The organism is Enterobacter hormaechei subsp. hoffmannii (assembly GCF_001729745.1).
In the GTDB taxonomy this organism is placed as follows: domain Bacteria; phylum Pseudomonadota; class Gammaproteobacteria; order Enterobacterales; family Enterobacteriaceae; genus Enterobacter; species Enterobacter intestinihominis.
In genome coordinates, this window is the sequence record NZ_CP017186.1 from 3,628,108 (window position 1) to 3,639,945 (window position 11,838).

Annotated in this window: 11 protein-coding genes; 4 read left to right on the forward strand and 7 right to left on the reverse strand. The window is 55.8% G+C overall.

The genetic code is table 11. The features are described from left to right. Positions 1-385 precede the first annotated feature (385 nt). Positions 386-1,408, forward strand: coding sequence for an HTH-type transcriptional regulator GalR (gene galR, locus BFV65_RS17010; RefSeq protein WP_003862806.1), 1,023 nt, complete (start codon positions 386-388; stop codon positions 1,406-1,408). Here galR and BFV65_RS17015 read toward each other — a convergent pair. The 4 genes from BFV65_RS17015 to BFV65_RS17030 form a co-directional block, all read right to left on the reverse strand. After that, a complete protein-coding gene (locus tag BFV65_RS17015) occupies positions 1,363-1,839 on the reverse strand; it encodes a GNAT family N-acetyltransferase (protein ID WP_069596918.1) in 477 nt (158 codons plus the stop codon). The genes galR and BFV65_RS17015 overlap by 46 nt on opposite strands. Further along, positions 1,836-2,609 (reverse strand): GntR family transcriptional regulator, encoded by a 774-nt coding sequence (locus BFV65_RS17020; RefSeq protein ID WP_022649243.1) that lies wholly within the window; start codon positions 2,607-2,609, stop codon positions 1,836-1,838. The genes BFV65_RS17015 and BFV65_RS17020 overlap by 4 nt, the downstream gene beginning before the upstream one ends. Positions 2,610-2,687: 78 nt before the next feature. Then, a complete protein-coding gene (locus tag BFV65_RS17025; RefSeq protein ID WP_069596919.1) occupies positions 2,688-4,115 on the reverse strand; it encodes a glycoside hydrolase family 1 protein in 1,428 nt (475 codons plus the stop codon). 7 nt (positions 4,116-4,122) lie between these two features. Continuing rightward, complete coding sequence (locus tag BFV65_RS17030; protein WP_006811828.1) at positions 4,123-5,448, reverse strand: PTS sugar transporter subunit IIC; 1,326 nt, start codon at positions 5,446-5,448, stop codon at positions 4,123-4,125. A gap of 299 nt (positions 5,449-5,747) precedes the next feature. On the opposite strand from BFV65_RS17030, the gene BFV65_RS17035 reads away from it, so the two are divergent. Next, entirely contained in the window at positions 5,748-6,785 is a 1,038-nt protein-coding gene (locus BFV65_RS17035; RefSeq protein ID WP_022649245.1) for a LacI family DNA-binding transcriptional regulator, read from the forward strand. Here the strand turns inward: BFV65_RS17035 and lysA are convergent. Beyond that, positions 6,755-8,017, reverse strand: a complete 1,263-nt coding sequence (gene lysA / locus BFV65_RS17040; protein ID WP_017692727.1) for a diaminopimelate decarboxylase — start codon at positions 8,015-8,017, stop codon at positions 6,755-6,757. The genes BFV65_RS17035 and lysA overlap by 31 nt on opposite strands. Before the next feature lie 120 nt (positions 8,018-8,137). Here lysA and BFV65_RS17045 point away from each other — a divergent pair, with 120 nt between their 5' ends. After that, entirely contained in the window at positions 8,138-9,064 is a 927-nt protein-coding gene (locus BFV65_RS17045; protein ID WP_069596920.1) for a LysR family transcriptional regulator, read from the forward strand. On the opposite strand, the gene BFV65_RS17050 is transcribed toward BFV65_RS17045, so the two are convergent. Then, the gene (locus BFV65_RS17050; protein ID WP_069596921.1) at positions 9,059-9,751 is read right to left on the reverse strand and encodes an aspartate/glutamate racemase; all 693 of its coding nucleotides are present in this window, start codon (positions 9,749-9,751) and stop codon (positions 9,059-9,061) included. The genes BFV65_RS17045 and BFV65_RS17050 overlap by 6 nt on opposite strands. Before the next feature lie 135 nt (positions 9,752-9,886). On the opposite strand from BFV65_RS17050, the gene BFV65_RS17055 reads away from it, so the two are divergent. Next, the gene (locus tag BFV65_RS17055) at positions 9,887-10,210 is read left to right on the forward strand and encodes a cupin domain-containing protein (RefSeq protein WP_069596922.1); all 324 of its coding nucleotides are present in this window, start codon (positions 9,887-9,889) and stop codon (positions 10,208-10,210) included. Positions 10,211-10,243: 33 nt separating this feature from the next. Here BFV65_RS17055 and wzz(fepE) read toward each other — a convergent pair whose 3' ends face one another. Beyond that, complete coding sequence (gene wzz(fepE) / locus BFV65_RS17060; protein ID WP_069596923.1) at positions 10,244-11,380, reverse strand: LPS O-antigen length regulator Wzz(fepE); 1,137 nt, start codon at positions 11,378-11,380, stop codon at positions 10,244-10,246. Positions 11,381-11,838: the final 458 nt, after the last annotated feature.

The following is an 11,838-nucleotide window of genomic DNA, read 5'->3' on the forward strand; positions in this document are numbered from 1 at the left end:
AGCCGAAGTGCAACCAGGTGTGAATAATCTCTTTTGCTGTTACAGGTTGAACTTACAGGCAAAAAAAAACCTGCGTAAAACGCAGGTTGGTGTAAATCGTGTTAATCAACCGAAGTTGATTCCACCTATCAATACCTCTGGGATCTCGACTCTAGCAATTCACAACGCATCGTTGCCAACGGACAATCGCAACAGCCTGAGGCAAAGTGTAACTAAAGGTTCAGATTGACATTATTCAGACATGACTGGCCGTGTAACGATTACACCGCGAGGGATGTTCTGCTTCACGTTTGCAGAGGACGCTCACCCGCTCCCCTTGAATGCACGCCGCTTTTCCGCAACACTAGTTAGTGTGTAAACGCTTACCCCTATAAGAAGGTATTGAATGGCGACAATTAAGGATGTGGCTCGTCTGGCCGGTGTTTCCGTCGCGACCGTCTCCCGCGTGATCAACAACTCCCCTAAAGCGAGTGATGCATCACGCCAGGCCGTGCAGGACGCCATGGAAAACCTGAATTATCACCCTAACGCCAACGCACGCGCCCTTGCCCAACAGTCGACAGAAACCATCGGGCTGGTGGTCGGGGATGTATCCGATCCGTTTTTCGGTGCGATGGTCAAAGCCGTAGAACAAGTTTCTTATCACACCGGTAATTTCCTGCTGATTGGTAATGGCTACCACAATGAACAGAAAGAACGCCAGGCCATTGAGCAGTTGATCCGTCATCGCTGTGCGGCGCTGGTGGTCCATGCCAAAATGATCCCCGACGCCGAGCTGATCCATCTGATGAAACAGATGCCGGGGATGGTGATTATCAACCGTATTATTCCCGGATTTGAAACCCGCTGCGTGGCGCTCGACGACCGTTACGGCGCATGGCTCGCAACCCGTCACCTGATCCAGCAGGGCCATACCCGAATTGGTTATCTGTGCTCCAACCACCCAATTTCCGATGCGGAAGATCGCCTTCAGGGCTATTACGACGCGCTGCGCGAAGCCGGTCTGCCGTGCAACGATCGTCTTGTGGCGTACGGAGAACCGGATGAGAGTGGCGGCGAGCAGGCGATGACGGAGCTGCTGGGCCGCGGGCGGAATTTCACCGCCGTGGCCAGCTATAACGACTCCATGGCCGCCGGCGCGATGGGCGTGCTGAATGATAACGGGATTGACGTCCCGGCAGAAATTTCGCTGATTGGCTTTGATGATGTGCTGGTGTCGCGCTACGTGCGCCCTCGCCTGACCACCGTGCGCTACCCGATTGTGACCATGGCAACGCAGGCGGCAGAACTGGCGTTAGCGCTGGCCGAGCATCGCCCGCCACCGGAAATTACCCACCTGTTCAGCCCAACCTTAGTGCGCCGTCACTCGGTGGTATCGCCCGCGGAAGCCGTGAGCGAACAGCGATAGAGATGGACGGTTTTATCCGGGTATTCCAGGGCATCACCGATGTAGTGCCAGCCGTAACGTTCGTAGAAGTCGCGGCAGGCAGACCAGAGATGAAGCTCGTGATACCCGGCGCGTCGCGCGTAGCCGATAACATGCTGCTGAAGTTTTCCCGCCAGCCCGTTTCCCCGCGCGGCTTCATCGACATACAGCGCAGCCAGCCAGGGATGAAGATCCTGCCGGGAAATTAAATCGCAACGCCACAACCCAACGGTGCCCAGCAGCTGGTCATCCTCAACGGCAATAAAGGTGAGCGGTAACTCGCCTGGCGTCAGGCTGTGCTCGACAATGCTCTGGAAAAAGGCACGCGGCATACCTTCACCAAACGCGTTCCAGATCCAGTCGATCACCTGCTGTTTAAACTGCGGCGCAGCGTGAAGCGGCAGTATATTCACACCAGCTTCCCCTGGAAAAGAGGGACCGATTCGAAGAGATAGCCGTCAAAATCGGGCGCGTCTTCGTCTGACAGCTCAAGCAGGCTCTTTTTGACGTTTTCAAGATGCTGGAACATCGCCTGCCACGCCCCCATCACGTCGCGGCGGCGGAGCGCAGCGAGAATGGTTTGCCTGTCTCCGAGCCACTTCAGGCGCCAGGCGCGGCTGGCGATATGGCCATTGAACTGCTGCCACAGCGGACTGCTGTCCATGTGATGCCAGACGCTCTCAACCGTCGCCAGCAGCATCTGGTTTTGTGTGGCCCCAGCCAGCACCAGGTGGAACATTTTGTTGTTGTCCTGACTGCGATCGTCGACGGCAATCGCCCGTTGCTCTTGCTCGATAATGCGGCGCAGGTTGTCGATGTCCGCCCGTGTCGCCATTTTTGCGGCAAAGGCAGCGATGTTGCTTTCAAGCAGTTGACGCGCCTGGAGAATTTCAAACGGCCCAACGTCACTGTTCAGAAAACGCTCTTCCTCGTTTTCATGCTCTTCCGGAATGCGCATCACGTACACGCCTGACCCCTGGCGAATATCCACCGTTCCCTGAAGCTCAAGCATCAGCAGCGCCTCGCGCACGATAGTGCGGCTGACGCCATACGTCTCGGCGATGTTGCGCTCCGGCGGCAGACGCGATCCCACGGGATAATGCCCCTGGATAATCTGCGCCCGTAAATCCTCGCCAATTTCCTGGTACTGTTTTTTTTCCGGCAGGATGACAGCCTTATCCACGTTTTCACCTGTGTTTTTCAGTTAATGCGCGGGCCGGACGTCCTCCCGGCCAGTTTGTGCGCTATTTTACCAGAAGGCTTACTTCCATTCATCGTCTACCCTGAGCGTCAGCACACGCTCATCGCGCAGCTGGCGGAACCAGGACGCTGATTTCTTTGCCCGCCGTGCGCGTTGATTTTCAAGGTCGATCTCAATCAGCCCGTAGCGGTTTTTAAACGCGTTCATCGGGGAGACATTGTCGGTGAAGGCCCACAGCATATAACCGTGACAGTTCGCCCCCGCCTCCCGCGCCAGCAGCGTGTAGTAGAGATGTTCGCTGATAAACGCGATGCGGTACGTGTCGTCAATGACGCCGTCACGATTGCGATACTGCGCTTCGTTCTCCACGCCCATCCCGCTTTCCGCCACAAACCAGTCAATGTTGCGATAGTCGTTTTTAATCCGCATCGCCATGTCGTAAATAATGCGCGGAAAGATCTCCCAGCCGCGGGAGGTGTTCATTCGCCGTCCGGGCAGCTCAAACGGCTCGTAGTAGTACGCCGGATGGAACGGCGTCTCCGGGTGCCAGGCGCGGGACGGGGCTTTGACGCGATGCGGGTAATAGAGGTTAATGCCCAGCTCATCGACGGTGTTGTCGGCAATCAGCGCCAGCTCGTCAGCCGTGTAGTCCCACTTCACCTGATGCTGCGCCAGCAGGGTAAAGAGCGCCTGCGGATAGCGCCCGTGCACCAGCGGGTCGAGAAAGACGCGGTTGTAGAACAGATCGTACATCTCTGCCGCTCGCACGTCATGCGGCGCGCGGGAGCGCGGATAGGTCACTTCCGGGTTAAGAATACAGCCCACCGTGCCGTCATACCCTTTCTCGCGAAACAGCTTCACCACTTTCGCCGTCGCCAGCACCTTATGGTGGTTCCACTGCATCCAGGTGCTGGTGCTCTGCTCATAGGGCCAGCGCAGCGCGTCAAGGTAGACGCGCGTCTGGACCACAATCGGTTCGTTGAAGGTAAACCAGCGGGTGACTTTGCCGTGAAAGCGCTCAAATACCTTTTCTGCATAGCGAACGAACAGCTCGACGACGTGCTTTGACGCCCAGCCGCCGTAGGTCTCCAGCAGCACGCCCGGCAATTCGTAGTGTTCCAGGCAGATCATCGGCTCAATGCCCTGACGGTGCATTTCATCGAACAGCGCGTCGTAATACGCGGCGTACTCTTCATCTACCGTCGCATTTTCATAGTCGGTTAAAAAGCGCGACCAGTTGATCGAGGTGCGATAGTGCGTCAGTCCCGCCTGCTTCATCAGCGCTACATCTTCGCGGAAGCGATTGATAAAGTCGGTTGCCACCGCCGGACCATAGCCGTTGTGCCAGACGTGACGATCGTTCATGTACCAGAGATCGATCCACGAATCCTGCCCCGGCTTTTTGCCGCTCCAGCCCTCGGTCTGCCAGGCCGATGCCGCCGCGCCCAGAATAAAATCTTGCGGTATGGCTATCTGTTTTGTGCTCATCGTATCCTCATGCGTTATCGGTGGCTTGTTGCAGTGCGGCCTGCTCTGCGCGGCGTGAAGCAATTTTCACAAACGGCAGATAGATAATCACCGCGGTCACGATGCAGATAAACTGGGTGATTACCGCCCCCATGGAGCCCGCCGTTGACAGCCAGGCGTTGATCAGCGGCGGCGTGGTCCAGGGCACCATCACCACGGCTTTCCCGGCAAATCCGGTAACGGTGGCAAAGTAGCCAATCGAGCCCGTCACCAGCGGCGTGATGATGAAGGGGATAGCCAGGATCGGGTTGAGCATGATTGGCATACCGAAGATCACCGGCTCATTGATATTAAAAATACCCGGCCCGATGGAGAGCTTGGCTATCTCCTTCATCTCTTTACGTTTGGTGGCAATCATGACGGCTATCAGCAGGCCGATGGTCAGGCCGGAGCCGCCGATGCTCATATAGACGTCCCAGAACGGCATGGTGATGATGTTTGGCACCTCTTTGCCCTGCTCGAACGCGCTCATGTTAACGGTGATTGCCCCCAGCAGCAGCGGCTCGCGGATCGGCTTGATCATCTGGTTGCCGTGAATACCAATCACCCAGAACAGCTGGGCGACAAACATCAGCAGCAGGATCCCCGGCAGGCTTTGCACCACGCGCTCCAGCGGCTGTTGCACCACCTGGTATACCGCGTCGTAGAGATACATGCCGGTAACCTGATGAAACACGAAGCCAAAGGTGGCGATGGCGGTGGTGGTGATAATGGCCGGGATCAGCGCAGAGAACGACGCGGCAACGTTCGGCGGCACCGTGTCCGGCATCCTGATTTTCAGCCCCTTGCGGTTTTCCAGCCAGCAGTAGATCTCCACCGACAGGATGGCGATAAACATACCTAGGAACAGGCTGCGGGTATCTGAGAACTGGCGCAGCAGCACATCTTTCACCACGTGCATCTCACCGTCCACCAGCATTTCCACCGTGGTCGGCGTCACGCAGATAAAGCAGATCACCGCCAGCAGGCCGGGGAACAGGGACTTAATGCCGTTAATACGCCCCAGCTCAATGCCGATTAAAAACACCGCGCCGATGTTGAGAAAGTTCAGCGTGGCGTAGTTGAGCGCGCTGGTAATCGGCTTTAAGGCCGCGAGAAACGACAGCGACTGAAAGCTCGCCAGACCGTTTTTCGGATCCAGCACCATATTGGAGATCAATACCGAGAACGCCCCCACTATGATGACTGGCATTAAGGTAATAAACGCAGACTTGATCGCCTGGATATAGCGATAGCTGTTGAAGGTAGTGGCAAAACTGCCCAGAGCGTCGATCAGTTTTTCCTGAAATGCCATAGGGTAATACCTCAGTAAAAGGGCTTTTATTGAATAAGGTGTACAGCCGGATACTATTGGTATGCCAAAAATAGCGTCCACAGGCGATTTGTTCTGTGATTAAGCTCCCAACGCCGCTAGAGGTATTCCAGATTATGATTTATCACCATTTTGGTATACCAATGACAGGCATTTATTCCGCGGGCGAGGATCGTTACTGAAAAGCGTGATCGTTATGGGGTTTTGTCCTTCCCACGTCGCTTATGCGCCGGATGGTCTGTGTTAAACTGCAAACCATTACGTGGAAACAGGAATTTCGAATGGCAACAATGCTGGATGTCTCACTGCGTGCGGGCGTGTCGAAGGCCACCGTTTCGCGCGTGCTGAACGGCACAGGTCAGGTTAAAGAGAGCACGCGCCAGCAGGTATTTCGCGCGATGGAGGAGCTGGGCTATCGTCCGAACTTTCTCGCGCGCTCGCTGGCTAACCAGACCAGCAACAGCATCGGTCTGGTCGTCTCGACGTTCGACGGTTTTTACTTTGGTCGTTTGCTACAGCAGGCGTCACGGCAGACCGAAACGCACGGTAAACAGCTGATTGTTACCGACGGTCACGATGCCCCTGAACAGGAAGAACTGGCGGTGCAGATGCTCGCCGACCGCAAGTGCGACGCCATCGTGCTGTACACGCGTTACATGAGCGAAAAGACGATCCTGAAGCTGATCAACAGCGTGCAGACGCCGCTGGTGATCATTAACCGCGAAGTGAGCCAGGCGGCGGATCGCTGCGTCTTCTTTGAACAGCAGGACGCAGCCTTCAAAGCGGTGGATTACCTGATAAGCCAGGGCCATCGGGAGATCGCCTGTATCACCGTCCCGATCCACACCCCAACGGGTAAAGCGCGGCTGATGGGCTACCGTAAGGCGCTGGAGAAGCACGGTATTCGTCTCGATGAGCGGCGGATTAAATACGGCGATGCAGGCATGACGCGGGGTTACGAGCTGTGCAAGGAGCTGATTGCGGAAAAGACATCGTTCAGCGCCCTGTTTGCCTGTAACGATGACATGGCCCTGGGCGCCTCCAAAGCATTACACCAGGCCGGGCTGAAGATCCCGCAGGATATTTCGCTGTTTGGTTTTGACGATGCCCCCAGCGCAAAGTGGCTGGAGCCTGCCCTGTCGTCGGTGTATTTGCCGATCGACAACATGATCGTCACGGCGATCGACCAGGCGATCCGGCTGGCAAAAAACCAGCCGGTTGAAGCGATCCCACCGTTCACCGGCACGCTGGTGTTACGCGATTCGGTGACAACAGGGCCCTGGTTTAATCAGACCAGCTCTAACGCCAGCAATTCCTGAATGGTCTGGCGACGGCGAATCAGCCGCGCCACGCCATTATCAAACAGCACTTCCGGCAGCAGCGGACGGCTATTGTAGTTCGAAGACATAGACGCCCCGTATGCACCGGTATCATGCAGCACCAGATAATCTCCCGGTTTTACCTCTGGCAGCGAACGGGTTTCGACTTTCCCGCCTTCCTGCTGAGTAAAGACGTCACCGGATTCACACAGCGGGCCGGCAACAACGGTCTCGATGCGCGGGGCGTTGACCAGATCGCGGCCATCGGCGGCAAGCGCGGTGATGTGATGATAGCTGCCGTACATGGACGGGCGCATCAGGTCGTTGAAGCCAGCATCAATCAGCACAAAGTGACGGCTTCCCATCTCCTTCACGCTCCGCACCTGCGCCACCAGCACGCCAGCTTCGGCGACCAGGAAACGACCCGGCTCAATCTCCAGCTTCACCGCATGGCCCAGATGAGCGGCGATGCTGTCACGCGCGGCGCTCCACAGGCCGTAATAGTGATCCGTGTCGATCGCCTCCTCCCCTTCGCGGTAAGGGATCGAAAGCCCTCCCCCGGCGGAGATCGCCTCCAGATCTTGGCCAAAATCGATAACCTGACGCACCATCGCGCCACAGACCTGCTCAAGATGGCCATAATCCACGCCGGATCCGATATGCATGTGAATACCCACCAGCTTAAGGTTGTAACGTTGTAAAACCTCCAGCGCCGCAGGCATATCGGCATACCAGATCCCGTGCTTGCTATTTTCGCCCCCGGTGTTGGTTTTCTGACTGTGACCGTGACCAAAGCCCGGGTTGATGCGCAGCCAGACGCGATGGCCCGGGGAAACCTGCCCAAGCTGTTCCAGCATATCCACCGAACCGGCATTCACCGGGATTTGCAGCTCGTGCACGCGCGCCAGCGTGGCGTCGTCTATCAGGTCAGCGGTGAAGACGATCGCGTCGCTATCGGCCTTTGGATCAAACCCGGCCGCCAGCGCACGTTCGATTTCACCCAGCGATACGGAGTCAACCTTCACGCCCTGCTCGCGCATCAGGCGCAGAATATGAATATTGGAGCAGGCCTTCTGCGCAAAACGCACCACGTCAAACTGATGCAGCGCGGCGATTTTCTCGCGAACAATCTGCGCATCGTAGACCCACACCGGACAGCCGAATTCGGCAGGCAGGCGCAGCAGGTTATCGGCGTTTAAATCGGTTTCGGTCTGGTTGAGCGGGCGTGGCATGGTCGTCTCCGGTATTCTGTTTTTTATCATTACGCCATAGCCTGAAGAGAATAAAAAATATCGTTTTATCGTGAGTCTATGCAAAAATGATATGGACCACGCTCAGCCATCAGGTGCCCTATGCCCGCCGTTAACCTACGCCATATCGAGATTTTTCATGCGGTGATGACCACTGGCAATCTCACTGAAGCCGCGCAGATGCTGCACACCTCGCAGCCGACGGTCAGCCGCGAGCTGGCGCGTTTTGAGAAAGTGCTGGGGCTGAAGCTGTTTGAACGCACCCGCGGCAGGCTGCATCCAACGGTGCAGGGTTTACGTCTTTTTGAGGAGGTTCAGCGCTCCTGGTACGGGCTAGACAGGATCGTGAGCGCGGCGGAGAGCCTGAGGGAGTTTCGCCAGGGCGAGCTGTCCATCGTCTGCCTGCCGGTCTTTTCTCAGTCATTCCTGCCGGTACTGCTACAGCCGTTTCTGGCCCGCTATCCGGAGGTCAGCCTGACCATCGTGCCGCAGGAGTCGCCGCTGCTGGAGGAGTGGCTTTCGGCCCAGCGCCACGATCTGGGTCTGACCGAAACCCTCGTCACGCCAGCGGGAACGGAACGCACGGAGCTGCTGTCGCTGGATGAGGTCTGCGTGCTGCCTGCCAGCCACCCGCTTGCTTTCAAAGCAGTTCTGACCCCGGCAGATTTTCACGGTGAGAACTATATCAGCCTGTCGCAGACCGACAGCTACCGGCAGCTTCTGGATGGCCTGTTTGCCGAACATCAGGTGAAGCGGCGAATGGTGATGGAAACGCACAGTGCGGCATCAATTTGCGCGATGGTGCGCGCGGGCGTGGGTATTTCGGTGGTGAACCCGCTCACGGCTATGGACTACGCCAGCAGCGGCGTGGTTCTGCGCCGTTTTAGCGTTTCCGTTCCCTTTACCGTAAGCCTGATCCGCCCGCTGCACCGGCCCGCCTCAGCGCTGGTTGATGCCTTTAGTGAACACCTGATTGCGCACGCGCGTCAGGTGGCGCTTCGCTTACCTGAACTGCAAAAACCTTTATGACAGCATAAACTCCACCGCATCCGCGGCATGGATGGCGGCGGTATCAAAGACCGGTATCGGGCTTTGGTCTGCCGGCACCAGCAGGCCAATTTCGGTACAGCCGAAGATGACTCCTTCCGCCCCCTGCTGCGCCAGTTTCTCCATCACGCTGACGTACCAGGCGCGCGAAGCTTCGCTGAAGGTGCCGAGGCACAGTTCATCAAAAATAATCTGGTTAATGCGCGCCCGGTCTGCCTCCTCCGGGATCAGGCTTTCAATCCCGAACTGGCTACTCAGCCGCCCGCGGTAAAAATCCTGCTCCATGGTGTAGCGCGTCCCCAGCAGCGCCACGCGCGTCATGCCGGCGGCACGTATGGCACGCCCGGTGGCATCCGCGATATGTAAGAACGGCAGCGAACAGCGGTCTTCAATATGCGACGCCACCTTATGCATGGTGTTGGTACACAGCAGAATACCCTGCGCGCCCGCACGCTCCAGGCCAAGTGCGGCGTCTGCCAGCATTTGCCCGGCTTTGTCCCACTCCCCGCTCGACTGGCAGGCTTCTATTTCATGGAAATCCACGCTGTGCAGCAGCAGGCTGGCCGAATGCAGACCGCCCAGACGCTGTTTGACGCCTTCATTAATCAGGCGGTAGTACGGGATCGTTGATTCCCAGCTCATGCCCCCTAACAGACCGATCGTTTTCATCTTTCCTCCTGTACGTTTCACCCAGTGAAGCAAACTTGTGATCGCCTTTCCAGTTATTTGGCTAAACGTTTTCTTTTCGCTGCGGCTGAGATAAGTTAAATGAAACAATGTTTCATTACATAACAGGGCGAAAATATGTTTATTTTCCATAAAGAGACCACGCTTGACGATTTGGGCAACGGCGTGACGCGTCGTATTCTGGCGCACGACGGCAGGATGATGGCAGTGGAAGTGAATTTCCAGCAAGGTGCGATTGGCCCGCTGCATAACCACCCGCATGAGCAGCTCACCTACGTTCTCTCGGGGGAATTTGAGTTCACCATTGGCGAGGAAAAGCATGTGGTGACGGCGGGCGACACTCTCTATAAAAAGCCGCACGTGATGCACGGCTGCGTTTGCCTCAAACCCGGCACCTTGCTAGATACCTTTACGCCGGTACGCGAGGATTTCCTGAAATAAAAAAAGGCGCTCATCAGAGCGCCTTTTTTCATGTTATTCCGTAACCGGCTCAGGAAGTTGTTCCGGCAGCGGGTTGCGGGAGCGCATTGCTTCGCGCAGCAGCACGCTGCCACAGGCGAACAGCCCACCCAGAATACCCGCCAGCAGCACGATCAGTGCTTTGCCCGGGCCATCTTTTTTCACCGGCATAGAAGGAGAGAGCTGGTATTTGAACGGCTCCAGGCTCACGTCTTCGAAGGAGAGTTTTTGCAGCTGCGCCAGATAGTATTCGCGGTTCTGGAAATCAGCGTTCAGCTCAGAAACATCCTTCAGATTTTTTTCAATCTGCAATTTCTGCGCAATCCCGTCCGCGCCGAGCGCGACGGAGTAATCCGGATCGTCTTTCACCGCCTGTCCGTTACTGTAAACCGGCTTTTTGATCCCTGCCGCGTTCGCCACTTCCAGCGAGTAGTTAAGGCGTTGCAGGTTGGTATTGTGGATATTGGTCAGTCGAACCCGATCCAGCTCCAGCTGCTGCTGAACCGTTTTGGTTCTCAGGATCAGCTGATCGCGGATGTTTTGCATGGTCTCCTGCTCGACGATGCGGGAAATGTACTGAATGTAACCATTCAACACTTTCTGCGCGTCCTCTGCCGTTGGGGCAGTGAAGCTTAACGTCCAGGAGAGATACGGTGCTTTATCAGCATTTTTTTCCTGGGTGTTATCAATAGCCTTCATCTTTTCGGCGATATTGACCACCGCGCGGTGCAGCTCCAGCGGGTCAACCTCGGCGCCATCGAGCTGAGCCATCACGTAAGGAGAGCTCTTCATGTACTCTTCAAGCAGGGACTGAGACTGAAACTTTTTTATAAAGAGATTAAATACATCCGCACTGGTAACTTTAACGTCCACATCAAGCACCTGCAGCGTCACCATCATCTGGCGCAGCGAACTCCACTGCGTCTGTTCCGCTGGCGTAATGACCGCTTTACTGGTCCATTTTTGCGGTATCAGGAAGGCGATTGCCAGGCCGACCAGTGCAAATGCAAACACAATGGTAATGATGCGTTTTTTTGCTGCCAGCAGGACGTCCAGCAGACCCAGGAGATCTATTTCTTTAGCGCTGACCGCCGGGGGAGCATAGTGAGGAAAGTTGAGATCCGTATGTTGTTTGAAATCCATTGCTGACATAACTGTTCTTCTTTTAAGGATGCAGTGAAATTCTGCCTGACTGGTTCCGGTTTAAGAAATCATACAAGAATGTAAGAATTATCTGAATGCCGAATTGGTACATCTGTAGACCTGCTATCAGATCTGGTAGTTAGCCACGCTGCGTGACTATTGTTTTTCCCGTTTCCACTTGTGCTTCGTATCGCCTCCTCGCAGCCCCGACGAACGTCCGTGAAAAGGCAAAAATGCCACCTCCCTCACTATATTGAAACAGCGTTTCGACGCTGATCACATTTCCATCATTAAGCGAATGACGCAGAAATAAATCGCAATAATATAAAATAAAACGATGTTTTAGTATCCAAGAACGGCGGTTCAGCTCTTTTGAAACCCAACGCATTTAGCGCAAAGAGGAAGGCAAAAAGGCGTTAAAAAACAATTTTATATTTAGCCGACGCCAGATATTGCACCCTAAAACT